Annotated in this window: 30 protein-coding genes; 28 read left to right on the top strand and 2 right to left on the bottom strand. The window is 63.0% G+C overall.

Annotated features, from left to right (window positions below):
* Window positions 1-9: 9 nt before the first annotated feature.
* The 3 genes from L1F31_RS05935 to L1F31_RS05945 all read left to right on the top strand — a co-directional run bounded on the left by L1F31_RS05935 (window position 10) and on the right by L1F31_RS05945 (window position 3,085).
* Window positions 10-726 carry a response regulator transcription factor gene (locus L1F31_RS05935; protein ID WP_265419740.1) on the top strand — a complete coding sequence of 239 codons (717 nt, stop codon included), beginning with the start codon at window positions 10-12 and terminating at the stop codon, window positions 724-726.
* A complete protein-coding gene (locus L1F31_RS05940; RefSeq protein WP_265419741.1) occupies window positions 723-2,303 on the top strand; it encodes a sensor histidine kinase in 1,581 nt (526 codons plus the stop codon). The genes L1F31_RS05935 and L1F31_RS05940 overlap by 4 nt, the downstream gene beginning before the upstream one ends.
* Before the next feature lie 119 nt (window positions 2,304-2,422).
* On the top strand, window positions 2,423-3,085 hold the full coding sequence (locus L1F31_RS05945) for a hypothetical protein (protein WP_265419742.1): 663 nt from the start codon (window positions 2,423-2,425) through the stop codon (window positions 3,083-3,085).
* A 135-nt stretch (window positions 3,086-3,220) separates the two neighbouring features.
* On the opposite strand, the gene katG is transcribed toward L1F31_RS05945, so the two are convergent.
* Both katG and L1F31_RS05955 read right to left on the bottom strand, forming a co-directional pair.
* Window positions 3,221-5,428 (bottom strand): catalase/peroxidase HPI, encoded by a 2,208-nt coding sequence (gene katG, locus L1F31_RS05950; protein ID WP_265419744.1) that lies wholly within the window; start codon window positions 5,426-5,428, stop codon window positions 3,221-3,223.
* 130 nt (window positions 5,429-5,558) lie between these two features.
* The gene (locus L1F31_RS05955) at window positions 5,559-6,026 is read right to left on the bottom strand and encodes a Fur family transcriptional regulator (protein ID WP_265419745.1); all 468 of its coding nucleotides are present in this window, start codon (window positions 6,024-6,026) and stop codon (window positions 5,559-5,561) included.
* A gap of 443 nt (window positions 6,027-6,469) precedes the next feature.
* Here L1F31_RS05955 and rpsL point away from each other — a divergent pair, with 443 nt between their 5' ends.
* From rpsL to secY, 25 genes are all read left to right on the top strand, one after another.
* The gene (gene rpsL, locus L1F31_RS05960; RefSeq protein WP_025777935.1) at window positions 6,470-6,844 is read left to right on the top strand and encodes a 30S ribosomal protein S12; all 375 of its coding nucleotides are present in this window, start codon (window positions 6,470-6,472) and stop codon (window positions 6,842-6,844) included.
* Window positions 6,844-7,314, top strand: a complete 471-nt coding sequence (rpsG, locus tag L1F31_RS05965; protein ID WP_209325774.1) for a 30S ribosomal protein S7 — start codon at window positions 6,844-6,846, stop codon at window positions 7,312-7,314. Before rpsL ends, rpsG begins: the two co-directional genes overlap by 1 nt.
* 99 nt (window positions 7,315-7,413) lie before the next feature.
* The gene (gene fusA, locus L1F31_RS05970) at window positions 7,414-9,519 is read left to right on the top strand and encodes an elongation factor G (protein ID WP_265419746.1); all 2,106 of its coding nucleotides are present in this window, start codon (window positions 7,414-7,416) and stop codon (window positions 9,517-9,519) included.
* 116 nt (window positions 9,520-9,635) lie between these two features.
* A complete protein-coding gene (gene tuf / locus L1F31_RS05975) occupies window positions 9,636-10,829 on the top strand; it encodes an elongation factor Tu (protein ID WP_265419747.1) in 1,194 nt (397 codons plus the stop codon).
* Window positions 10,830-11,385: 556 nt separating this feature from the next.
* Window positions 11,386-11,694, top strand: coding sequence for a 30S ribosomal protein S10 (gene rpsJ / locus L1F31_RS05980; protein WP_009379191.1), 309 nt, complete (start codon window positions 11,386-11,388; stop codon window positions 11,692-11,694).
* An 11-nt stretch (window positions 11,695-11,705) separates the two neighbouring features.
* Complete coding sequence (gene rplC, locus L1F31_RS05985) at window positions 11,706-12,380, top strand: 50S ribosomal protein L3 (RefSeq protein ID WP_265419748.1); 675 nt, start codon at window positions 11,706-11,708, stop codon at window positions 12,378-12,380.
* Between the two features lie 5 nt (window positions 12,381-12,385).
* Entirely contained in the window at window positions 12,386-13,039 is a 654-nt protein-coding gene (gene rplD, locus L1F31_RS05990) for a 50S ribosomal protein L4 (protein ID WP_265419749.1), read from the top strand.
* The gene (gene rplW, locus L1F31_RS05995; protein WP_209325769.1) at window positions 13,036-13,335 is read left to right on the top strand and encodes a 50S ribosomal protein L23; all 300 of its coding nucleotides are present in this window, start codon (window positions 13,036-13,038) and stop codon (window positions 13,333-13,335) included. Before rplD ends, rplW begins: the two co-directional genes overlap by 4 nt.
* Window positions 13,336-13,365: 30 nt before the next feature.
* Window positions 13,366-14,202 (top strand): 50S ribosomal protein L2, encoded by an 837-nt coding sequence (gene rplB / locus L1F31_RS06000; RefSeq protein ID WP_039206335.1) that lies wholly within the window; start codon window positions 13,366-13,368, stop codon window positions 14,200-14,202.
* 15 nt (window positions 14,203-14,217) lie between these two features.
* Entirely contained in the window at window positions 14,218-14,499 is a 282-nt protein-coding gene (rpsS, locus tag L1F31_RS06005) for a 30S ribosomal protein S19 (RefSeq protein WP_135537125.1), read from the top strand.
* A gap of 42 nt (window positions 14,500-14,541) precedes the next feature.
* Window positions 14,542-14,928 carry a 50S ribosomal protein L22 gene (gene rplV / locus L1F31_RS06010; RefSeq protein WP_025777926.1) on the top strand — a complete coding sequence of 129 codons (387 nt, stop codon included), beginning with the start codon at window positions 14,542-14,544 and terminating at the stop codon, window positions 14,926-14,928.
* Complete coding sequence (gene rpsC, locus L1F31_RS06015; RefSeq protein WP_265419750.1) at window positions 14,928-15,743, top strand: 30S ribosomal protein S3; 816 nt, start codon at window positions 14,928-14,930, stop codon at window positions 15,741-15,743. Before rplV ends, rpsC begins: the two co-directional genes overlap by 1 nt.
* Window positions 15,744-15,746: 3 nt before the next feature.
* A complete protein-coding gene (rplP, locus tag L1F31_RS06020) occupies window positions 15,747-16,163 on the top strand; it encodes a 50S ribosomal protein L16 (RefSeq protein ID WP_135537122.1) in 417 nt (138 codons plus the stop codon).
* A gap of 2 nt (window positions 16,164-16,165) precedes the next feature.
* Window positions 16,166-16,417, top strand: coding sequence for a 50S ribosomal protein L29 (gene rpmC, locus L1F31_RS06025; protein ID WP_135537474.1), 252 nt, complete (start codon window positions 16,166-16,168; stop codon window positions 16,415-16,417).
* Complete coding sequence (gene rpsQ, locus L1F31_RS06030) at window positions 16,417-16,704, top strand: 30S ribosomal protein S17 (RefSeq protein WP_265419751.1); 288 nt, start codon at window positions 16,417-16,419, stop codon at window positions 16,702-16,704. The genes rpmC and rpsQ overlap by 1 nt, the downstream gene beginning before the upstream one ends.
* Before the next feature lie 144 nt (window positions 16,705-16,848).
* Window positions 16,849-17,217: a 50S ribosomal protein L14 gene (gene rplN, locus L1F31_RS06035; protein WP_025777921.1), complete on the top strand. Its 369-nt coding sequence runs from the start codon at window positions 16,849-16,851 to the stop codon at window positions 17,215-17,217.
* A gap of 2 nt (window positions 17,218-17,219) precedes the next feature.
* Window positions 17,220-17,588: a 50S ribosomal protein L24 gene (gene rplX / locus L1F31_RS06040; protein WP_166970657.1), complete on the top strand. Its 369-nt coding sequence runs from the start codon at window positions 17,220-17,222 to the stop codon at window positions 17,586-17,588.
* A complete protein-coding gene (gene rplE, locus L1F31_RS06045) occupies window positions 17,588-18,157 on the top strand; it encodes a 50S ribosomal protein L5 (protein ID WP_265419752.1) in 570 nt (189 codons plus the stop codon). The genes rplX and rplE overlap by 1 nt, the downstream gene beginning before the upstream one ends.
* Window positions 18,158-18,224: 67 nt before the next feature.
* Window positions 18,225-18,623, top strand: coding sequence for a 30S ribosomal protein S8 (gene rpsH, locus L1F31_RS06050; protein ID WP_265419753.1), 399 nt, complete (start codon window positions 18,225-18,227; stop codon window positions 18,621-18,623).
* Between the two features lie 16 nt (window positions 18,624-18,639).
* Complete coding sequence (gene rplF, locus L1F31_RS06055; RefSeq protein WP_265419754.1) at window positions 18,640-19,176, top strand: 50S ribosomal protein L6; 537 nt, start codon at window positions 18,640-18,642, stop codon at window positions 19,174-19,176.
* Window positions 19,177-19,178: 2 nt separating this feature from the next.
* Complete coding sequence (gene rplR / locus L1F31_RS06060; RefSeq protein ID WP_135537115.1) at window positions 19,179-19,559, top strand: 50S ribosomal protein L18; 381 nt, start codon at window positions 19,179-19,181, stop codon at window positions 19,557-19,559.
* Window positions 19,556-20,248 carry a 30S ribosomal protein S5 gene (gene rpsE, locus L1F31_RS06065; RefSeq protein ID WP_265419755.1) on the top strand — a complete coding sequence of 231 codons (693 nt, stop codon included), beginning with the start codon at window positions 19,556-19,558 and terminating at the stop codon, window positions 20,246-20,248. The genes rplR and rpsE overlap by 4 nt, the downstream gene beginning before the upstream one ends.
* On the top strand, window positions 20,248-20,430 hold the full coding sequence (rpmD, locus tag L1F31_RS06070) for a 50S ribosomal protein L30 (protein ID WP_025777914.1): 183 nt from the start codon (window positions 20,248-20,250) through the stop codon (window positions 20,428-20,430). Before rpsE ends, rpmD begins: the two co-directional genes overlap by 1 nt.
* Before the next feature lies 1 nt (window position 20,431).
* Window positions 20,432-20,884 carry a 50S ribosomal protein L15 gene (rplO, locus tag L1F31_RS06075; RefSeq protein WP_265419756.1) on the top strand — a complete coding sequence of 151 codons (453 nt, stop codon included), beginning with the start codon at window positions 20,432-20,434 and terminating at the stop codon, window positions 20,882-20,884.
* A 237-nt stretch (window positions 20,885-21,121) separates the two neighbouring features.
* Window positions 21,122-22,423, top strand: a complete 1,302-nt coding sequence (gene secY, locus L1F31_RS06080; protein ID WP_265419757.1) for a preprotein translocase subunit SecY — start codon at window positions 21,122-21,124, stop codon at window positions 22,421-22,423.
* Window positions 22,424-22,444: the final 21 nt, after the last annotated feature.

The following is a 22,444-nucleotide window of genomic DNA, read 5'->3' on the forward strand; positions in this document are numbered from 1 at the left end:
AATCGTCGTATGACACCGACCGATACTCCGCCGGCACGCATCCTCATCGTCGACGACGAGGCCAATCTCTCCGAACTCCTCGTCATGGCCTGCCACGTGCGGGGCTGGGAAGCCGTGGGCGTCGGCACCGGCCGTGAGGCGGTGGCACTTGCCCGGAGCGAGCACTTCGACGCCATCGTCCTCGACGTCATGCTGCCCGACCTCGACGGATTCGCTGTGATCGAGAAGATCAGGGGTGAGAGCATCGACACTCCGGTCGTCTTCCTCTCCGCCCGCGACGAGGTCGATGACAGGCTCACGGGGCTGCGCCTCGGCGGGGATGACTATGTGACGAAGCCGTTCAACCTCGACGAGGTCATCGCCAGGATCGAGGCGCGCCTGCGTCGCAGCGCACCGGCCGGTCCGGTCGATGACGAGGATGTGCTGCGGGTGGGCGACCTCGAACTCGACGAACGCTCCCACGAGGTCACCCGTGCCGGTCACCCGATCGAACTCACGGCCCGAGAATATGAGGTGCTGCTGCTGTTCATGCGCAATCCGCGGGTGGTCCTGTCGAAGGCGCAGATCCTCGATCGAGTGTGGGACTACGACTTCGGCGGCAACGGCAACATCGTCGAACTCTACGTGTCCTACCTGCGGAAGAAGATCGACACCCCGTTCCCGGACCTGCCGAACCTCTTCCACACCAAGCGCGGAGCCGGCTACATCATGCGGGCGCCGCAGTGAGACTGCGACGGTGGAGGCTGCAGACGAGGCTCATCGTCCTCGCCGGCCTCGTCCTTCTGCTCGTCGGCGCGGGAATCGGAACCGCCTCCTGGCTGAGCGTGCGCGGCTCGCTGATGTCAGACCTCGATGCGCAGCTGACGTCGATGACGTCGCATGCGCGTTCGGGCGACGGACCCGGCGCGGGTCCCGGGTCGACTGGGAATCCGGGTACCTCGGGTGGGGGTGACGAATCGTCGGCGGCGGTCGATTCGGCTCTGCGCTATCTCTTCCAGCCGGGGGTCGGTGATGGGGCTCTCGTCGTCGTCGACTCCGGCGACGGGGGAGAGGGGCTCATCGCCGAGGCGGGGCTGTCCCGACCGCGGGCACTGTCCGCTGCAGCGATCGATGTGCTCCTCGACGTCGAACCGGGCGGGGGTGAGCCCGGCACCGGCAGGCCCGGCGCCGACGAATCCGGCGGCCGTGCCGCCGCCCACGAGTCCGTGCGTGTACCCGGGTTCGGTGCCTACCGTGTCGTAGCCTTCGACGACGGTGGAACGACCACCGTGTACGGGGTTCCGCAGGGCAGCGTCGACGGTGCTCTCGAACGCACCGCGTGGACGACCGCGTTCGTCGTCCTCATCGGCGTCATCGCCACGGCCGCGCTCATGGCCGTGATCATCCACCGTCAGCTGCGTGACCTGCGGGAGGTTGCCCGCACCGCGAGGGAAGTCACCGACCTCGAGCTCAGCGCCGGCGAACCCGAGCTCGCGCTCAGAGTCCCCGCCGAGCTCGCAGTGCCGGGCACGGAGGTCGGCGACGTCGGCGCCTCGGTCAACAGGATGCTCGACCATGTCGGATCCGCCCTCGAAGAGCGCTATCGGGGCACGGAGCAGATGCGACGCTTCGTCGCCGATGCCTCCCATGAGCTGCGCACACCGATCGCGACGATCCGCGGTTGGGCCGATCTCACCCGCCCGTACCGCGACGATCTGCCCGCCGAGGTGACCACCTCCCTGTCGAAGATCGATTCCGGGGCGATGCGGATGTCATCCTTGGTCGACGATCTCCTCCTCCTGGCCAGGCTCGAGGCCGGGCGTCAGCCGACGATGGAGGACACCGTCGACGTCTCCTCGCTGCTGATCGAGCTTGTCGACGACGCCCATGTGGTCAATCCTGACCATTCGATCGTCCTCGACGTTCCGCCACAGGCGCTCGAGGTGCGAGGGGCCGTCGAGCATGTGCGACGTGCGATGTCGATCGTGCTCACGAATGCCTGCGTGCACACACCGCCGGGGACACGGGTGCACGTCGACGCAGCTGCAGTGCGGAAGCCTGTGGCAGGACAGATGCCCAGCGACGTCGTGGCGGTGCGCATCAGCGACGACGGTCCGGGAATCCCGGAGAAGATCCGGGACAGGGCCTTCGACCGGTTCGTCCGCGGCGACCCTTCGCGAACACGGCAGGACGGCGCCCAAGGCGGTTCCTCGGGTCTGGGACTCGCGATCGCCGCGGGCCTCGTCGAGCTCATGCACGGGAGCATCACGATGTCGAGTTCGGATGAGGGAACGGTCTTCGAGCTGCGTCTGCCCGCCGCCTGACACAGGCTGCGGGTCCGTGGCAGGGTACTGCACAAGGCACAGCCTGGACACAGCCTCGGCTGGGACGGGCTACAGTCCCGGGCCCGAGAGTGGAATCACTGACAACCAGAGGAGATTCCATGACCGAGAACCGCGACCCCAACCAGAACCCCGCCCAGTCACAGCCCGCACAGTCACAGCCCGCACAGGGTGCACAAGCTGCACAGCCCGCGCCGCCCGCACGTGCTGCACAATCCGCACAGAACGCCGAGACGATGCAGAGCACTCAGACGGCGAAGGCGGCGGGGCAGCGAAAGCCGAAGCGACGAGTGCCGCTGGTCCCCGCTGTCCTCGCCGGTACGGCACTGTTCGTCGTCGGAGGACTGGCCGGCGGAGCTGTCGGGGCATCTGCCGTCATGGTCTCGAATGACTCCGGTACGAGCCAAGGACCGGGCGGACAGAACGGTCCAGGAGGAATGGGAGGCGGACAGAACGGCGGGCAGGACGGCGATGGGATGCCCGGTGGACAGAACGGCGCGCAGTCGAACGGCGGTGGGATGCCCGGCGGACAGTCGAACGGGACCGGACAGTCGAACGGCGCAGGGCAATCGAACGGGGCGCCAGGCGGACAGGGCGGCAGCGCTCAGGACGGATCGGCTTCCGGAACTGACGGCTCCGGCAGTGCGGATACGAGCGACGGCACCACCTCGGCGACCTCGGCTGACGGCGCGATCGAGAACGCGGCGGTGACTCACTTCGACCGGATCTTCACCGGTTTCGCCGTTCTCACCAAGGACGAGTGATCACCAAGGACGAGTGATCACCGAGGACGAGCGGAGTCTGAGCGCCCGGGTACGACGATGCCCCCATCGAATTCGATGGGGGCATCGTCGTCAGCACCTCATCCGAGCGTCAGCTCGGCGAGATGACCAACCGGATCAGCGCTTGAGGTCGTAGCGATCAGCCTCGACGAGCTTGGTCCAGGCGGCGACGAAGTCGGCCACGAACTTCTCCTGCGCATCATCGGAGCCGTAGACCTCGGCGATGGCCCGGAGCTCCGAGTTCGCACCGAAGAGCAGATCGACCCGGCTGCCGGTCCACAGCTTCTCGCCTTCGGGGGAGTAGCACTCGTAGACGTTGGCAGATTCGGACGGACCGATCGGCTTCCACACGTTGCCGAGTTCGAGCAGGTTGACGAAGAAGTCATTCGTCAGCTCGCCGGGGCGGTCGGTGAAGACGCCGAGCTCGGAGCCTTCGAAATTGGCACCGAGGACTCGCAGTCCGCCGATGAGCACGGTGAGCTCCGGCGGAGTCAGTCCGAGCAGGCTCGCCTTATCGAGCAGCAGGTACTCGGCCTTGAGCGGCAGACCGTCAGTGAGGTAGTTGCGGAACCCGTCGTGGGTCGGCTCGAGGTACCCGAAGGAATCGACATCGGTCTGCTCCTGGCTGGCATCCCCACGACCGGTGGACACGGGAACAGTGACCTCGATTCCGGCGGCCTCGGCCGCAGTCTCGATGCCCACGGCTCCGGCGATGGCCACGACGTCGGCGAAAGAGGCACCGGTCTCGGCGGAGATGCCTTCGAGGACCGGCAGCACCTCGGCGAGCTTGGTCGGTTCGTTGGCCTCCCAGCTGCGCTGCGGTTCGAGGCGGAGACGTCCGCCGTTGATGCCGCCGCGCATGTCCGAGACACGATGCGACGATGCCGCGGCCCAGGTCGCCGAGACGAGCTGGGAGACGGTGAGCCCGGAGTTGCGGACGGCGGTCTTGACCGCCTCCAGCTGCGCCTCGTCGAGCGGGGTGCCGGCGGGAACCGGGTCCTGCCAGATGAGCTCCTCGGTGGGGACTTCAGGGCCGAGGTAGCGGGTGGCCGGCCCCATGTCACGGTGAGTGAGCTTGAACCAGGCGCGGGCGAAGGCGTCTTCGAAGGCCTTCTGATCGTCTTTGAAGCGACGCGAGATCTTCTCGTAAGCAGGATCGAAGCGCAGCGACAGGTCGGTGGTCAGCATGCGGGGCTCACGGCGACCGTCACCCTGTGCCATCGGAACCATGTCGTCTCCGCCGCCGTCGATGGGCCGCCACTGCAGGTGACCGCCTTCGTTCTCGAAGACCTCCCATTCGTAGGCGAAGAGGATGTGGAAGAACTCGTTGTCCCAGCGGGTCGGGTGGTAGGTCCAGGTGACCTCGATTCCGGAGCCGATCGAGTCGTTGCCCTGGCCGGAGCCGAAGTCCGACTTCCAGCCCAGGCCCTGCTCCTCGAGCGGAGCAGCCTCGGGGTCGGCGGCCTTATGCGATTCGGGGCCGGCGCCGTGGGTCTTGCCGAAGGTGTGTCCGCCTGCGATGAGAGCGACGGTCTCCTCGTCGTTCATCGCCATCCGTGCGAAGGTCTCACGGATGTCGTGAGCTGCGGCGATGGGATCTGGCTTGCCCTCGGGGCCTTCGGGGTTGACGTAGATGAGGCCCATGGTGGTCGCGGCCAGCGGCTTCTGCAGCTCGCGGTTGCCGACGTAGCGCTTGTCGGTGCCCAGCCACTCCGACTCCGAGCCCCAGTACACATCGTTGTCGGGTTCCCAGACGTCTTCGCGTCCGCCTGCGAATCCGAAGGGCTTGAAGCCCATCGACTCGAGTGCGACGTTTCCGGCGAGGATGAAGAGGTCGGCCCAGGAGATCTTCTTGCCGTACTTCTTCTTGATCGGCCAGAGCAGTCGGCGGGCCTTGTCGAGCGAGACATTGTCCGGCCAGGAGTTCAGGGGAGCGAAGCGCTGCTGGCCCTCGCCGCCGCCGCCGCGACCGTCCTGGACACGGTACGTGCCTGCCGAGTGCCAGGCCATGCGGATCATGAACGGACCGTAGTGGCCGAAGTCGGCGGACCACCAGGCTTCATTCGACTTCTGCAGCGCTTCGATATCGGCCTTGAGCGCGAAGTAGTCGAGGCTGTTGAACTCGGCCTCGTAGTCGAAGTCGGGATCCATCGGGTCGCGTGCCGGCTGTCCCTTTGCCAGGATCTTGAGGTTGAGGCGGTTGGGCCACCACTGTGCGTTGGCGTCGCCCTGGACGGGGTTGACCAGCTGATCGGAATCCGGCGCCGTCGCCGGCTCCGTGGAAGTGTGGGCGACCGGGCAGCCGCCGGTGGTCGTCTGGGTCATCGTGTTCCTTTCACAGTCGAGTCGACTCGGGCGACTCGGTTGACGATAAAGGCTGACCTCGGAAAGAGGGCATAGGTGTGTCCTCGGAAGAAGACGGATGGAAATGAACGGATCGTGGACTCACACGGCCTCAGAGGCGGCTGGCCTCGATCTCTGCAGCACCAGAAACCGCGCAGTCGGGGCACAGGCCCCAGAAGGTGACTTCGGCCTGTTCGATGAGGAACCCCGCATCGTGGGAGGGGGTCAGGCACGGAGCCTGACCGATCGTGCAGTCGACATCGACGATGAGGCTGCATGATCGACATACCAAGTGATGGTGGTTATCCCCGATTCGCCGTTCGTACCGTGCAACCGACCCGGAAGGCTGGATGCACCGGACGAGTCCGACCTCGGTGAGGGTGTGGAGCGAGTCGTAGACGGCCTGGTGAGAGACCGCGGGCAACGACTCACGTACGGAGCGGATGACGGTGTCGGTGTCCGCATGCGGATGATCCCGCACGGCCTCGAGCACTGCGACCCGCTGTTTCGTCACGCGCAGAGACGACTGCCGCAGTGCTGCGGTCGCCTCTTCGACGTGCCCATGATTCGTTCCGTTCACATGACCAGAATGCCCTCTTCTTTTGAACGAGTCAAGGAAAGGCGGAGCGCCGGCACCGAGGCGGCGGGCGCGCCTTGAGGAATTCCGTGCGGTCGCGCGTTAGGCTGGGGGACCGCGATTTTGACCAGATACCGAGGTGCGAGATATTCTGGTACGTGACTGATTGTGTTATCTGCGTCGTCGAACGCTCCTGCCGGGCATTCTGTGAGCCTCGGATCCCATGTGAGAATTCGTCGATGCAGGCCGCCGAGATGTCGAATCTGCGCCGCAGCGTCCTTGCGACACACCCGAGTGCAGGGGTCGACAGCTCGCGTGGTTACTGGCATCGGGAGCCAAGCTTCACCCGGTGTTCAGTCGGATATGTCCCACGGTTCACAGACATGAGTGCGCTCATGGCCGGTATTGGGAATTAGGTCTATCGAGAAGCAAATGGAGAACGCTTAGTGCCGACAATCCAGCAGCTCGTCCGCAAGGGACGGCATGTCAATACAGCAGGATCCGACGCTCCTGCCCTCAAGGGCAGCCCGCAGCGTCGTGGAGTGTGCACCCGTGTGTACACCACTACCCCCAAGAAGCCGAACTCGGCTCTTCGCAAGGTCGCTCGTGTCAAGCTTTCGAGCCAGATCGAAGTGACCGCCTACATCCCGGGCGAGGGACACAACCTGCAGGAGCACTCGATCGTGCTCGTGCGCGGTGGCCGCGTCAAGGATCTGCCCGGTGTTCGCTACCGGATCGTCCGCGGTTCGCTCGACACCCAGGGCGTCAAGGGCCGCCAGCAGGCCCGCAGCAAGTACGGTGCGAAGAGGGAGAAGAAGTAATGCCACGTAAAGGTCCTGCACCCAAGCGACCGATCGTCGTTGACCCGGTCTTCAGCTCACCGCTCGTCACGCAGCTGATCAACAAGATCCTGCTCGACGGCAAGCGTTCGACCGCGGAACGCATCGTCTACGGTGCCCTCGAAGGCACCCGCGAGAAGAACGGCAACGATCCCGTTGTCAACCTGAAGAAGGCTCTCGACAACATCCGTCCGTCCCTCGAGGTCCGCTCCCGCCGCGTCGGCGGTGCGACCTACCAGGTGCCGGTGGATGTTCGCCCGACTCGTTCGACCACCCTGGCTCTGCGGTGGCTGGTGGGCTACGCCCGCCAGCGTCGTGAGAAGACCATGACCGAACGACTCATGAACGAGATCCTCGATGCCGCCAACGGCCTCGGTGCTGCAGTCAAGCGCCGCGAGGACACTCACAAGATGGCCGAGTCCAACAAGGCCTTCGCCCACTACCGCTGGTAATCGCCTTTCCGGCTGCCTGGTCGGCGGACCTCGTCCGCGAGAGCTGTCGACCGGGCAGCAGGGGGAGTCGAGCAAATCATCGATTGAGAGAGAGATACCGTGGCACTTGACGTGCTCACCGACCTGAACAAGGTCCGCAATATCGGCATCATGGCGCACATCGATGCCGGTAAGACAACTACGACCGAACGCATCCTCTTCTACACCGGCGTGAACTACAAGATGGGCGAGACCCACGACGGCGCCGGCACGATGGACTGGATGGACCAGGAGAAGGAACGCGGCATCACGATCACGTCGGCCGCGACGACCTGCTACTGGGACGAAAACCAGATCAACATCATCGATACGCCGGGCCACGTCGACTTCACGGTCGAGGTTGAGCGCTCACTTCGCGTCCTCGACGGTGCCGTCGCAGTGTTCGACGGCAAGGAAGGTGTCGAGCCGCAGTCGGAGACCGTGTGGCGTCAGGCTGACAAGTACGATGTCCCGCGCGTCTGCTTCGTCAACAAGATGGACAAGCTCGGTGCCGACTTCTACTTCACAGTGCAGACGATCAAGGATCGCCTCGGTGCCAAGCCGCTGGTCATCCAGCTGCCGATCGGTGCTGAGAGTGAATTCGCCGGTGTCGTCGACCTGCTTGAGATGAAGGCCTACACCTGGCCGGACGAGTCCAAGATGGGTCAGGACATGACCGAGATCGAGATCCCCGAGGATCTCAAGGAAAAGGCCGTCGAGTACCGCGCGCAGCTCGTCGAGGACGTCGCCGAGAGCTCGGAAGAGCTCATGGACAAGTACCTCGAGGGCGAAGAGCTCACGACTGCCGACGTCAAGGCCGGTATCCGCGAACTCGTCATCAAGTCCGAGGCCTTCCCGGTCATGTGCGGTTCCGCGTACAAGAACAAGGGCGTCCAGCCCATGCTCGACGCGGTCATCGACTACCTGCCTTCGCCGCTCGATGTGCCCCCGATGATCGGGCACAACCCGAGCAACGACGAAGAGGAACTCACCCGCAAGCCTTCGCAGGACGAGCCCTTCTCGGCTCTGGCCTTCAAGGTGGCTTCGCACCCGTTCTTCGGTTCGCTGACCTATGTCCGCGTGTACTCCGGTCACGTGAAGTCCGGCGAGCAGGTGCTCAACACCACCTCGGGCAAGAAGGAACGCGTCGGCAAGCTCTTCCAGATGCACTCCAACAAGGAGAACCCTGTGGAAGAGGCCTTCGCCGGCCATATCTACGCCTTCATCGGTCTCAAGGAGACCACGACGGGTGACACTCTCAGCGATCCGGCGAACCCGATCGCCCTCGAGTCGATGACTTTCCCGGAGCCTGTGATCTCCGTGGCCATCGAGCCGAAGACGAAGAGCGACCAGGAGAAGCTGTCGTCGGCGATCCAGAAGTTCGTCAAGGAAGACCCGACCTACCAGGTCGAGCTCGACGAGGAGACCGGTCAGACGGTCATCCGCGGAATGGGCGAACTCCACCTCGACATCCTCGTCGACCGTATGCGTCGTGAGTTCAAGGTCGAGGCGAACGTCGGCAAGCCGCAGGTCGCCTACCGTGAGACCATCCGCCGCACTGTCGAAAAGTACGATTACACCCACAAGAAGCAGACGGGTGGATCGGGACAGTTCGCGAAGGTCCAGGTCACCTTCGAGCCTCTCGAGGTCGAAGGCGATACGATTTACGAGTTCGAGAATGCCATCACGGGCGGACGCGTTCCGCGCGAGTACATTCCGAGCGTCGACGCCGGCATCCAGGACGCCATGCAGCTCGGTGCCCTCGCCGGTTACCCGATGGTCGGCGTCAAGGCCACTCTGGTCGACGGCGCCTACCACGATGTCGACTCTTCGGAGATGGCATTCAAGATCGCCGGTTCGATGGTCTTCAAGGAGGCCGTCCAGCGGGCGAACCCGGTTCTTCTCGAGCCGGTCATGGACGTCGAGGTGCGTACCCCTGAGGAATACATGGGTGACGTCATCGGCGACCTGAATTCCCGGCGTGGACAGATTCAGTCGATGGACGACGCTTCCGGCGTGAAGGTCGTCAAGGCTGTGGTCCCGCTGTCGGAGATGTTCGGTTACATCGGTGATCTGCGGTCGAAGACCCAGGGCCGTGCGGTGTACTCGATGACTTTCTCCAGCTATGCGGAGGTCCCGAAGGCTGTTGCCGAGGAGATCATCCAGAAGGTGCGCGGCGGAGAGTAATCTCCGGAATCCGGTCGCCCCGGTGATCAAGAACATGATCATCGGAATGAAAGATAACCAACAAAAGGTCTAAGATATGAACCGCATATCTTATGACAACCACGAGGAGGAACCCAGTGGCAAAGGCTAGTTTCGAACGGACTAAGCCGCACGTCAACATCGGCACCATCGGCCACGTTGACCACGGAAAGACCACCCTGACCGCCGCGATCACCAAGGTCCTGGCGGATCAGTACCCGGATCTCAATGAGGCACGCGCCTTCGACCAGGTCGACAACGCACCTGAGGAGAAGGAGCGCGGCATCACCATCAACGTCTCGCACGTTGAGTACCAGACGGAGAAGCGTCACTACGCTCACGTCGATGCCCCGGGTCACGCTGACTACGTGAAGAACATGATCACCGGTGCTGCCCAGATGGACGGTGCGATCCTCGTTGTCGCCGCTACCGACGGTCCGATGCCCCAGACCCGTGAGCACGTCCTGCTCGCTCGTCAGGTCGGCGTCCCCTACATCGTCGTGGCGCTGAACAAGTCGGACATGGTCGAAGACGAAGAGCTCCTCGAGCTCGTCGAATTCGAGGTTCGCGATCTGCTCTCCAGCCAGGAATTCGACGGAGACAACGCTCCTGTCATCCAGGTGTCCGCTCTCAAGGCGCTGGAAGGCGACGAGAAGTGGGTCAAGAGCGTTCAGGATCTCATGGCTGCCGTCGATGACAACGTTCCGGAGCCGGAGCGCGATGTCGACAAGCCGTTCCTCATGCCCGTCGAGGACGTCTTCACGATCACCGGTCGTGGAACCGTCGTCACCGGTCGTGTCGAGCGCGGCGTGCTCCTGCCGAACGACGAAATCGAAATCGTCGGCATCAAGGAGAAGTCGTCCAAGACGACCGTCACCGCTATCGAGATGTTCCGCAAGACTCTGCCGGATGCCCGCGCAGGTGAGAACGTCGGTCTGCTCCTCCGCGGCACCAAGCGCGAGGATGTTGAGCGCGGTCAGGTCATCGTGAAGCCGGGTTCGATCACTCCGCACACCAAGTTCGAGGCTCAGGTCTACATCCTGAGCAAGGACGAGGGCGGACGTCACAACCCGTTCTACTCGAACTACCGTCCGCAGTTCTACTTCCGGACCACGGACGTCACCGGCGTCATCACGCTGCCCGAGGGCACCGAGATGGTCATGCCCGGCGACAACACCGATATGTCGGTCGAGCTCATCCAGCCGATCGCCATGGAGGACGGCCTCCGCTTCGCAATCCGCGAAGGCGGCCGCACCGTCGGCGCCGGTCGAGTCACCAAGATCACCGCCTGATCTGACTCACTGAGCACCACAGGTTGGGGTCGCAGTCCTTCGGGACTGCGGCCCTTTCCTCATTCACCAGCCAGCGTCACGTGAATCGCATGGTGTTTTGATTTCGGTATGCCTCTGGAGAAGGTCGTCACCCCAGCGGCAGTGCAGGCGGGGGAGTTGGTGAGGGCACGACCGCGGCTCGGAGATTCAGTTCGAAGTCCGTCGTGTCCTTGAGAGATCCCTCACAGGCACCGTTCCGGGAATTGCGCGCGTGAAGTGCTATATGACAAGATAGTGAGGTTGCGTTTTGGGCGTTGACCCCTGCACTGCGGTAGAGATACCGCGAACAGCCTGAAACACTATCGGATCGATGAATCTGCACCATGCGGGTTCGGACCGAGCAGCCAATGAGTAGAAGCGCCGTCGGCGTCCGGGTCGGAGTTGTGAGATTTTCTCCGTCAGGAACAGCCGACACGCCCGACCTCGGGGGTCGGTCATGGTCAGCCGGCACAGACGGCAGTCGCCTTCGGGTGCTGCGAGTTGATGGCCGGAAGCAACTAAAGAAAGAGACGACGCCATGGCGGGACAGAAGATCCGCATTCGGCTCAAGTCGTACGACCACGCTGTGATTGACAGTGCCGCACGCAAGATCGTGGACACCGTCACTCGCGCAGGTGCGACTGTTGTGGGCCCCGTGCCGTTGCCGACGGAGAAGAACGTGTACTGCGTCATCCGTTCGCCGCACAAGTACAAGGACAGCCGTGAGCATTTCGAAATGCGCACGCACAAGCGTCTGATCGACATCGTCGACCCGACGCCGAAGGCCGTCGATTCGCTCATGCGACTCGACCTCGCTGACGACGTCAACATCGAGATCAAGCTCTAAGGGAGGCAGCAATGGCGAACACTCGTTCATCGGCTCTCCCGACTACCCGCAAGGTCAAGGGCCTTCTGGGAACCAAGCTGGGTATGACCCAGGTCTGGGATGAGCAGAACAACCTCGTTCCGGTGACCGTCGTGGCCACCGGAAACAACGTCGTGACCCAGATCCGCAATGAGGAAACCGATGGTTACCCCGCATTGCAGATCGCGTTCGGCGAGATCGATCCTCGCAAGGTCAACAAGCCGACTGCAGGCCACTTCGAGAAGGCCGGCGTGACCCCACGTCGTCACCTCGTCGAGCTGCGCACTGCAGACGCTGCTGACTACGCACTCGGCCAGGAACTCGGCGTCGATTCGTTCGAAGCCGGAGTCAAGGTCGATGTGACCGCGAAGACCAAGGGCAAGGGAACCGCCGGTGTCATGAAGCGTCACGGCTTCGCCGGTGTCGGTGCCTCCCACGGTCAGCACCGCAACCACCGCAAGCCAGGTTCGATCGGCGGAGCCGCTACACCTGGTCGCGTGTTCAAGGGTATGCGCATGGCCGGCCGTATGGGCGCTGTCAAGCACACCACCCAGAACCTCACGATCCACGCCGTGGACAGCGAGAACAACTTCCTGCTCATCAAGGGTGCCGTCCCCGGCCCCAAGGGTGGAGTCGTCCTCGTTCGCTCGGCCGTGAAGGAGGCCTGAACGTAATGACTGATGTCAAGACAGTCGACGTCATCGATGCCGCTGGTGCCAAGTCCGGTTCCGTTGAACTGCCCGCCGAGGTCTTCGGCGTGGACGCCAACGTGCCGCTGATCCACCAGGTCGTCGTGGCGCAGCTTGCTGCGGCCCGTCAGGGTACGCACAAGACGAAGACCCGCTCCGAGGTCCGCGGCGGCGGTCGCAAGCCGTACCGTCAGAAGGGAACCGGTAACGCCCGCCAGGGTTCGATCCGTGCTCCTCAGTACAACGGCGGCGGCATCGTGCACGGACCGGTTCCGCGCGACTACTCGCAGCGGACGCCCAAGAAGATGAAGGCCGCCGCTCTGCGCGGTGCCCTGTCTGACCGTGCACGCCTCGATCAGGTCTTCGTGATGAAGAATCTGGTCACCGGCGACGCACCGTCGACCAAGCAGGCGAAGGCCGCACTGGCCGGCCTGTCCGACCGTAAGAACACCCTCGTGGTGCTCGATCGCGACGACGAGCTCACCTACCTGAGCGTGCGCAACCTGCCGCATGTCCACGTGCTCACCTTCGATCAGCTCAACACCTACGATGTGCTGATCTCCGATGACATCGTGTTCACCGAGGCAGCGCTGCAGTCGTTCCTGAGCGGCAACCGCAAATCGGAGGACGCATCATGAGTCTGAACTTCAAGGACCCGCGCGACATCATCGTCGCACCGGTCGTCTCGGAGAAGACGTACAGCCTGATGGACGAGGGAAAGTACACCTTCCTCGTCGACCAGGACTCGAACAAGACCGAGATCAAGCAAGCCATTGAATCGATCTTCGATGTGCAGGTCGCCAAGGTGAACACCCTGAATCGTCAGGGCAAGCGCCGCCGCACTCGCACCGGTTGGGGAAAGCGCAAGGACACCAAGCGTGCCATTGTCGCCCTCAAGGACGGATCGATCGACATCTTCGGTGGATCGCTCTAAGCGATCCTTCGTCAAAGAAGGACAAGACTCATGGGAATCCGTAAGCACAAGCCGACGACCCCGGGCCGCCGTGGCTCGTCGGTCGCCGACTTCGTCGAAGTGACCCGGTCTACACCGGAGAAGTCGCTTCTGCGCCCGCTGCCCAAGCGCGGCGGACGCAACAGCCAGGGACGCGTGACCACTCGCCATCAGGGCGGCGGTCACAAGCGTCAGTACCGTGTCATCGACTTCCGCCGCCATGACAAAGATGGCGTTCCGGCGAAGGTCGCACACATCGAATATGACCCGAACCGTACGGCTCGCATCGCTCTGCTGCACTACGCAGACGGAGAGAAGCGCTACATCATCGCCCCGCAGAACCTCAAGCAGGGTGCACAGGTGGAAGCCGGTCCGGGTGCAGACATCAAGCCGGGCAACAACCTTGCCCTGCGCAACATCCCAGTCGGCACCGTGGTGCACGCAGTTGAAATGCGTCCCGGTGGCGGTGCCAAGATCGCCCGTTCTGCCGGTTCATCCGTGCAGCTCGTGGCGAAGTACGGCCGTTTCGCACAGCTGCGGATGCCTTCGGGCGAAATCCGCAACGTCGATGCGCGCTGCCGTGCCACCGTCGGCGAGGTCGGCAATGCCGAGCAGTCGAACATCAGCTGGGGCAAGGCAGGCCGCATGCGTTGGAAGGGCAAGCGCCCATCCGTCCGCGGTGTCGTGATGAACCCGATCGATCACCCGCATGGTGGTGGCGAGGGCCGTACTTCGGGTGGTCGTCACCCAGTCAGCCCGTGGGGTCAGTTGGAGGGCCGCACACGCCGGCCGAACAAAGAGAGCGACAAGTACATCGTGCGCCGTCGCCGGACCGGCAAGAAGCGCTGATTGGAGTACTGACTTATGCCTCGTAGCCTCAAAAAGGGTCCTTTCGTCGACGAGCACCTCTACCAGAAGGTTGCTCGCCAGAACGAGAAGAACACCAAAAATGTCATCAAAACATGGTCTCGTCGCTCGATGATCATCCCGGACTTCCTGGGACACACCATCGCGGTACATGACGGACGCAAGCATGTCCCCGTCTTCATCACTGAGTCGATGGTCGGACACAAGCTCGGCGAGTTCGCACCGACACGGACGTTCCGTGGCCACGAAAAGGACGATCGCAAGGGTCGCCGCCGCTGAGGCGGGGCACTCTTTCGATCCTAGATAAGAGAGAAGGAAGCGATGGAAGCCAAGGCTAAGGCGCGTTACCTGCGCGTCACGCCTCGCAAGGCTCGGCGCGTCATCGACCTCATTCGTGGTCAGCAGGCGACCGAAGCACTTGCAGTGTTGAAGTTTGCAGAACAGTCGGCATCAGATCCGATTTACAAGCTCGTGGCCTCCGGCATCGCCAATGCGCGTGTCCGGGCCGACGAGGAAGGCGTTGCGTTCGACGAGAACGAACTGGTCATCTCCGAAGCATTCGTGGACGAGGGACCGACCATGAAGCGGTTCCGTCCGCGTGCCCAGGGTCGCGCTTTTCGCATTGAGAAGCGCACCAGCCACGTGACCGTGGTTCTGGCCAGCGGCGACGACCTGCCTCAGCGCAAGAGCCGGAAGGGGAACCGCTAATGGGCCAGAAGATCAATCCGAACGGATTCCGACTCGGAATCACCACGGATCACAAGTCGAAGTGGTTCGCTGACTCGACCAAGCCGGGGCAGCGCTACAAGGACTACGTGCTCGAAGATGTCAAGATCCGCGAGATGATGAACACCGGACTCGAACGAGCCGGCATCTCGAAGGTCAACATCGAACGCACGCGTGACCGTGTCCGCGTCGATATCCACACTGCACGTCCGGGCATCGTCATCGGACGTCGTGGAGCCGAAGCAGACCGCATCCGCGGTCAGCTCGAAAAGCTCACCGGCAAGCAGATTCAGCTCAACATCCTTGAGGTGAAGAACCCTGAGATCGACGCTCAGCTCGTCGCGCAGGGCGTTGCCGAACAGCTCGCCAGCCGCGTGGCCTTCCGCCGCGCGATGCGCAAGGCGATCCAGAGCGCACAGCGTGCCGGTGCCAAGGGCATCCGCGTGCAGTGCTCCGGCCGCCTCGGCGGTGCTGAGATGAGCCGTTCCGAGTTCTACCGCGAAGGCCGTGTGCCGCTGCACACCCTGCGCGCGAACATCGATTTCGGTCTCCACGAAGCACACACCACATTCGGACGCATCGGCGTCAAGGTGTGGATCTACAAGGGCGACATGACCGACAAGGAGCTTGCCGCCGAGCAGGCCAAGGCTCCTGCAGCTCGTGGTCCGCGTGGCCGTGGGCGTGGTCGTGGAGGCCGCGGACGTGGTCAGGAAGGCGCACCGCGCCGAGGCGACCAGGCCCGTAACACTGAGAACAGCGCCGAAGCCCCCGCGGCTGAGGCCGGATCGGAGGGCTGAGATATGTTGATCCCTCGTCGAGTGAAATTCCGCAAGCAGCACCACCCCCGTCGGGGCGGCGCCGCCAAGGGAGGCACGACGGTGTCCTTCGGTGACTACGGCATCCAGGCTCTCGAGCCCGCCTACGTCACCAACCGGCAGATCGAGGCCGCACGTATTGCCATGACGCGCTACATCAAGCGCGGCGGCAAGGTGTGGATCAACATCTACCCCGACCACCCGCTGACGAAGAAGCCTGCCGAGACCCGCATGGGTTCCGGTAAGGGATCGCCTGAATGGTGGATCGCCAATGTCAAGCCGGGTCGGGTCATGTTCGAACTCGCCGGTGTGTCCGAGGAAGTTGCTCGTGAGGCCCTGCGCCTCGCGATCCACAAGCTTCCGCTGAAGGCCCGTATCGTGGCCCGCGAAGGTGGTGAGTGAGAATGGCAATCGGTTCGAAGAACCTTTCCATCGACGCACTGGACGGTTTCGACAACGAGCGTCTGCTCGAGGAGCTCAAGAAGGCCAAGGCCGAGCTGTTCAACCTGCGTTTCCAGTCGGCCACCGGCCAGCTGGAGAGCCACGGTCGCCTCAAGGCCGTGCGTCGCGACATCGCTCGTATCTACACCGTGCTCAACGAACGGGAGCTGGACATCCGTCCGAACCCCGCTGATGCTAAGGAAGAGGGCAAGTGATGGCGGAGACCGCGAACACTGAGGCCAATGCTGCGGAGCGGAACTCCCGCAAGTCAGTACGTGGCTATGTCGTATCCGACAAGATGGACAAGACCATCGTCGTTGAGGTCGAGGAGCGCATGAAGCACCGCCTCTACGGCAAGGTCCTGCGCAAGTCGGTCAAGTACAAGGTTCACGATGAGGAAAACACCGCCGGTATCGGCGACTTCGTCCTCGTGGCCGAGACGCGGCCGCTTTCGGCCGCGAAGCGTTGGCGGCTCGTCGAGATCATCGAACGCGCCAAGTAACCAACGCCACCCCACCCACCTGGTCCCGCCCGCGGTCTCCTGCAGACTGCGGGCGGCTACCGGGAACGGGGTGAAATGTCAATGAATCCGTTCCGCAAGGCTCATGTGTATGCGTGAGAACCAGCGCGACGACAGGAGAAAATAGTGATTCAGCAAGAGTCGCGACTCAAAGTCGCCGACAACACTGGCGCCAAGCAGATCCTGGCCATCAGGATCCTGGGTGGCTCGGGTCGGCGCTACGCCTCGATCGGTGACACCATCGTGGCAACCGTCAAGGACGCAATCCCCGGCGGAAACGTGAAGAAGGGTGACGTCGTCAAGGCCGTCATCGTTCGCACCGCCAAGGAACGCCGTCGTCCCGACGGCTCGTACATCAAGTTCGACGAGAATGCAGCAGTCATCCTCAAGAACGATGAGGAGCCGCGCGGAACCCGTATCTTCGGACCCGTGGGACGCGAACTCCGCGACAAGAAGTTCATGAAGATCGTCTCCCTGGCACCGGAGGTGTTGTGAGCATGGCGAACAAGCTCAAGATCAAGAAGGGCGACCTCGTCCAGGTGATCGCAGGCGCACGCGCCTCACGCGGCGGAGATCGCGGGAAGCAGGGCAAGGTTCTTGCCGTCTACCCCGAACGCAACCGCGTCCTCGTCGAGGGCGTCAACCGCGTGATCAAGCACAAGAAGGCTACGCAGACTCAGGCCGGCGGCACCGCTGGTGGCCGTGAGACTCACGAAGCCCCCATCCACGTGTCCAACGTGGCGCTCGTTGATCCCAAGGACAACAAGCCCACCCGCGTCGGATACCGCGAAGAGAGCGTCGAGCGCGACGGTCGCACCAAGACCGTTCGGGTTCGCTACTCGCGTCGCACCGGGGAGGAGATCTGATGACGGAAACAACCACCAGCCGTCCCGCACCGCGTCTCAAGCAGATTTACCGCAATGAGATCGTGGCGAAGATGCAGGAAGAGTTCAGCTACGCCAACCCCATGCAGGTTCCCGGTCTGACCAAGGTCGTCGTGAACATGGGTGTGGGTGACGCAGCACGCGATTCCAAGCTGATCGAAGGCGCCATCAACGATCTGACTCTGATCACCGGTCAGAAGCCGGTCGTCACTCGGGCTCGCAAGTCCATCGCACAGTTCAAGCTGCGCGAGGGCCAGCCCATCGGTGTCCACGTCACCATGCGTGGAGCACGGATGTGGGAGTTCATCGACCGCGTCATCACTCTGGCACTGCCGCGTATCCGCGACTTCCGCGGACTCTCGGATCGTCAGTTCGACGGAAACGGAAACTACACCTTCGGTCTCACGGAGCAGTCGATGTTCCACGAGATCGACCAGGACCGGATCGACCGTGTCCGCGGTATGGATATCACCGTCGTGACCACTGCCACGACGGACGATGAGGGACGTGCACTTCTGCGTCACCTCGGGTTCCCGTTCAAGACCAAATAATCGCTACGTTGCAGGTCCAAGCACAACATGTGGGCGGAAACCGTAACGAGGAAGGGCAAGTGCCCAAATGACAATGACTGATCCAGTCGCAGACATGCTTACGCGTCTGCGCAACGCCAACTCGGCTTACCACGAGGACGTCAGCATGCCGTTCTCGAAGCTCAAGTCGAATATCGCCGAGATCCTCAAGAGCGAGGGCTACATCACCGACTGGAGCGTCGAAGACGCCGAGGTCGGAAAGACCCTGCTCCTGGACCTCAAGTTCGGACCCAACCGGGAACGTTCCATCGCCGGACTGCGTCGTGTGTCGAAGCCGGGACTGCGCGTCTACGCGAAGTCAACGAACCTGCCCAAGGTTCTCGGCGGACTCGGCATCGCCATCCTGTCGACCTCGTCAGGACTCCTGACAGACCGTCAGGCCGCCAAGAAGGGTGTGGGTGGGGAAGTCCTCGCCTACGTCTGGTAAGGAAGGAGAGAAGACAATGTCACGTATTGGCAAGAACCCGATCTCCGTTCCCAGCGGCGTCGAGGTCAAGGTCGACGGCCAGGATGTCGCCGTCAAGGGACCCAAGGGCGAACTGTCCGTCACCATCGCCGAGCCGATCACCGTATCGCTCGAAGAGGGTGTCATCACAGTGGCCCGTCCGGACGAGGAGCGCGAATCGCGTTCGCTCCACGGACTGTCCCGCACGCTCATCAACAACATGATCGTCGGTGTGACCGAGGGCTACTCCAAGGGCCTCGAGATCGTCGGAACCGGTTACCGTGTCCTGGCCAAGGGATCGAACCTCGAGTTCGCCCTTGGCTACAGCCACCCCATCGTCGTCGAGCCGCCTGAGGGAATCTCCTTCAGCGTCGACGGTCAGACGAAGGTCGCCGTTCACGGAATCGACAAGCAGCTGGTCGGTGAGACCGCTGCGAACATCCGGAAGCTGCGCAAGCCTGAACCCTATAAGGGCAAGGGCGTGCGCTACGCCGGCGAAATCGTCCGTCGCAAGGTCGGAAAGGCTGGTAAGTAAAGATGGCCTTTGGCAAGAAGGAAAGCTACGGCAAGGGCAGGGCAGCTGCTCGCAAGCGTCGTCACGCTCGTCTGCGCAAGCACGTGAGCGGTACGGCCGAACGCCCGCGTCTCTCAGTGACTCGTTCCACGCGCCATGTCTTCGTCCAGGTCATCGACGACACCGTCGGCAAGACCCTGGTCTCGGCCTCCACCATGGAAGCCGATCTGCGGACATTCGAAGGCGACAAGACCGGCAAGGCCCGCAAGGTGGGCGAACTGGTTGCCCAGCGCGCCAAGGACGCCGGTATCGAAGCCGTCGTATTCGACCGTGGAGGCAATGCCTACCACGGCCGTGTGCAGGCAATCGCCGAAGGTGCCCGTGAAGGAGGATTGGCCCTATGAGCACTGAAGAGAACAAGGAACAGCAGGCATCTGCTGAGACCCGCACCGACAACAGCGGTGACCGTTCCTCCCGTGGCCGCGGCCAGGGTGGACAGGGCGGTCAGGGCGGCCAGGGTCGTGGACGCGGCGAAGGCCGTGGACGCGGCGGTCGCAACGACCGTGACGACAAGAACCAGTTCATCGAGCACGTCATCACGATCAACCGCGTGTCGAAGGTCGTCAAGGGTGGACGTCGGTTCTCCTTCACGGCTCTCGTCGTGGTCGGAGACGGCGACGGCATGGTCGGCATGGGCTACGGCAAGGCGAAGGAAGTTCCTGCCGCCATCGCCAAGGGTGTCGAGGAAGCGAAGAAGAACTTCTTCCGCGTTCCCCGCATCCAGAAGACCATTCCGCACCCGATCCAGGGTGAGGAAGCCGCAGGCGTCGTCCTGCTGCGTCCGGCCGCTCCCGGTACCGGTGTCATCGCCGGCGGACCCGTTCGCGCCGTCCTCGACGCCGCTGGTGTCCAGGACGTACTGTCGAAGTCGCTGGGTTCGTCGAACGCGATCAACATCGTGCACGCTGCGATCACCGCGCTGAAGGGCCTCGAGCGTCCGGAAGAGGTTGCGGCTCGCCGTGGCCTTCCCGTCGACGAGGTTGCTCCGCACGCATTGCTGCGAGCCGCTGCTGAAAGTGGGGCGAAGTCCTGATGGCAAAGCTCAAGATTACTCAGCGCAAGTCCGCAATCGGTTACCGTCAGAGCCAGCGTGACACGCTGCGTTCGCTCGGTCTCAAGCGGACCAACGACGTTGTGGTGCAGGAAGATCGCCCCGAGATCCGGGGAATGATCAACGCTGTCCGCCACATCGTGACTGTGGAAGAGGTCGATTGATATGGCAAACAACGACTCGCTGAAGCTGCACGATCTGCGCCCGGCCCCGGGAGCCAAGACCTCCAAGACCCGTGTCGGTCGTGGTGAGGCTTCGAAGGGCAAGACCGCCGGTCGCGGAACCAAGGGCACAAAGGCCCGTTACCAGGTTCCGCACGGCTTCGAGGGCGGCCAGACACCGATGCACATGCGTCTGCCGAAGCTGCGTGGGTTCAAGAACCCCGCGAAGGTGACGTTCCAGGTTGTCAACCTCGACAAGCTGTCCGCTCTGTTCCCCGAGGGAGGAGACGTCACCGTCGCCGATCTCGTGGCAAAGGGTGCTGTGCGTCCGAATCAGCCCGTCAAGGTTCTCGGCACCGGTGAGATCACCGTGGCCCTGAACATCACTGCAGAGAAGTTCTCCGGCTCCGCGGCCGAGAAGATCAAGGCTGCAGGCGGAAGCACCAGCGAGGCCTGATCGGATCCGGTCATCCGGATCTGAGGCTTCAATGCTGAAAGGAGGGGCGGTCACTTCGGTGGCCGCCCCTTCTGCGTGCCCGAACGCATACCCGCACTCGGATGGAAACCCGCCTCCATCAGCACTCACCGGTTTCGGCCTCAAGGCCATACCCTGATAGTCTTTTGCAGGTATTTGTCTCATTCGCCAGGTCGCGACTACGACTCTGACTTTTTCATCCCCCAACGAGGAGGACGCTTGATCGGCGCAATCCGGAGGGCTTTCAGAACGCCCGACTTGAGGAACAAACTCCTCTTCACCCTGGGCATTCTTGTCATCTTCCGACTCGGCTCGTTCATTCCCTCACCAGGCATCGACTACACGAAGGTGCAGGAATGTGTGGCTTCGCCCCAGCTCAACGAGGGCGGCTTTGCGATGATCAACCTCTTCAGCGGCGGCGCCCTGCTGCAGTTGTCGATCTTCGCGCTGGGCATCATGCCCTATATCACCGCGAGCATCATCGTCCAGCTGCTGCGCGTGGTCATTCCGCGCTTCGAATCGCTGCATAAGGAAGGTGCCTCCGGTCAGGCCAAGCTGACCCAGTACACCCGTTACCTCACCATCGGCCTCGCCGTCCTCAACGCGACCACACTCGTGGCGACTGTGCGCTCGGGAGCTCTCTTCGGCAGCGTCGAGGGATGCACCGACCTCATCGCCAACGACACCTGGTGGGGGATCGCGGTTCTCGTGATCACGCTCACCGCCGGCACCGGCCTCATCATGTGGCTGGGCGAACAGATCACCGAGCACGGCGTCGGCAACGGCATGTCGCTGCTGATCTTCACGTCCGTCGCCTCGGCGTTCCCCTCATCGCTCGGTGCGATCTTCCGCGAGCAGGGCGTCGACATCTTCCTCATCGTCCTCGCCGTCGGTCTCGTCCTCGTGGCACTCGTCGTCTTCGTCGAACAGTCGCAGCGACGCATCCCCGTGCAGTACGCCAAGCGGATGGTGGGCCGGCGGATGTTCGGAGGCACCTCGACCTACATTCCGATCAAGGTGAACATGGCAGGCGTCATCCCCGTCATCTTCGCCTCCTCGGTGCTCTACCTCCCGAGCCTGATCTCGCAGTTCTTCGATCCCGAGTCCAAGACGGTCGAATGGATCAACACCTACCTCACCCGCGGCGATCACCCGATCTACATCACCGTGTATGCGCTGCTGACGATCTTCTTCGCCTACTTCTACGTCGCGATCACCTTCAACCCCGAAGAGGTCGCAGACAATATGAAGAAGTACGGCGGCTTCATCCCCGGCATCCGCGCAGGTCGACCGACCGCCGACTACCTGAGCTACGTGCTCAGCCGGATCAACTTCCCCGGCTCGCTCTACCTGGCCTTCGTCGCACTGATCCCGCTCATTGCGCTGGTGCTCATCAATGCGAACCAGAACTTCCCGTTCGGCGGAACCTCGCTGCTCATCGTCGTGGGCGTCGGCCTCGAGACGGTCAAGCAGATCGACGCACAAATGCAGCAGCGCCATTACGAGGGTCTGCTGCGCTGATTTGACCTGACGCTGATCCTC

Source organism: Brevibacterium spongiae, assembly GCF_026168515.1.
In the GTDB taxonomy this organism is placed as follows: Bacteria; Actinomycetota; Actinomycetes; order Actinomycetales; family Brevibacteriaceae; genus Brevibacterium; species Brevibacterium spongiae.

Excerpts from the sequence above, each read along its gene's own strand:
- L1F31_RS05935 (WP_265419740.1), top strand. The coding sequence starts at position 10 with ATGACACCGACCGATACTCCGCCGGCACGCATCCTCATCGTCGACGAC.
- L1F31_RS05945 (WP_265419742.1), top strand. The coding sequence starts at position 2,423 with ATGACCGAGAACCGCGACCCCAACCAGAACCCCGCCCAGTCACAGCCC.
- katG (WP_265419744.1), bottom strand. The coding sequence starts at position 5,428 with ATGACCCAGACGACCACCGGCGGCTGCCCGGTCGCCCACACTTCCACG.
- rpsG (WP_209325774.1), top strand. The coding sequence starts at position 6,844 with ATGCCACGTAAAGGTCCTGCACCCAAGCGACCGATCGTCGTTGACCCG.
- rpsJ (WP_009379191.1), top strand. The coding sequence starts at position 11,386 with ATGGCGGGACAGAAGATCCGCATTCGGCTCAAGTCGTACGACCACGCT.
- rplC (WP_265419748.1), top strand. The coding sequence starts at position 11,706 with ATGGCGAACACTCGTTCATCGGCTCTCCCGACTACCCGCAAGGTCAAG.
- rplD (WP_265419749.1), top strand. The coding sequence starts at position 12,386 with ATGACTGATGTCAAGACAGTCGACGTCATCGATGCCGCTGGTGCCAAG.
- rplW (WP_209325769.1), top strand. The coding sequence starts at position 13,036 with ATGAGTCTGAACTTCAAGGACCCGCGCGACATCATCGTCGCACCGGTC.
- rplB (WP_039206335.1), top strand. The coding sequence starts at position 13,366 with ATGGGAATCCGTAAGCACAAGCCGACGACCCCGGGCCGCCGTGGCTCG.
- rpsS (WP_135537125.1), top strand. The coding sequence starts at position 14,218 with ATGCCTCGTAGCCTCAAAAAGGGTCCTTTCGTCGACGAGCACCTCTAC.
- rplV (WP_025777926.1), top strand. The coding sequence starts at position 14,542 with ATGGAAGCCAAGGCTAAGGCGCGTTACCTGCGCGTCACGCCTCGCAAG.
- rpsC (WP_265419750.1), top strand. The coding sequence starts at position 14,928 with ATGGGCCAGAAGATCAATCCGAACGGATTCCGACTCGGAATCACCACG.
- rplP (WP_135537122.1), top strand. The coding sequence starts at position 15,747 with ATGTTGATCCCTCGTCGAGTGAAATTCCGCAAGCAGCACCACCCCCGT.
- rpmC (WP_135537474.1), top strand. The coding sequence starts at position 16,166 with ATGGCAATCGGTTCGAAGAACCTTTCCATCGACGCACTGGACGGTTTC.
- rpsQ (WP_265419751.1), top strand. The coding sequence starts at position 16,417 with ATGGCGGAGACCGCGAACACTGAGGCCAATGCTGCGGAGCGGAACTCC.
- rplX (WP_166970657.1), top strand. The coding sequence starts at position 17,220 with ATGGCGAACAAGCTCAAGATCAAGAAGGGCGACCTCGTCCAGGTGATC.
- rplE (WP_265419752.1), top strand. The coding sequence starts at position 17,588 with ATGACGGAAACAACCACCAGCCGTCCCGCACCGCGTCTCAAGCAGATT.
- rpsH (WP_265419753.1), top strand. The coding sequence starts at position 18,225 with ATGACAATGACTGATCCAGTCGCAGACATGCTTACGCGTCTGCGCAAC.
- rplF (WP_265419754.1), top strand. The coding sequence starts at position 18,640 with ATGTCACGTATTGGCAAGAACCCGATCTCCGTTCCCAGCGGCGTCGAG.
- rplR (WP_135537115.1), top strand. The coding sequence starts at position 19,179 with ATGGCCTTTGGCAAGAAGGAAAGCTACGGCAAGGGCAGGGCAGCTGCT.
- rpsE (WP_265419755.1), top strand. The coding sequence starts at position 19,556 with ATGAGCACTGAAGAGAACAAGGAACAGCAGGCATCTGCTGAGACCCGC.
- rpmD (WP_025777914.1), top strand. The coding sequence starts at position 20,248 with ATGGCAAAGCTCAAGATTACTCAGCGCAAGTCCGCAATCGGTTACCGT.
- rplO (WP_265419756.1), top strand. The coding sequence starts at position 20,432 with ATGGCAAACAACGACTCGCTGAAGCTGCACGATCTGCGCCCGGCCCCG.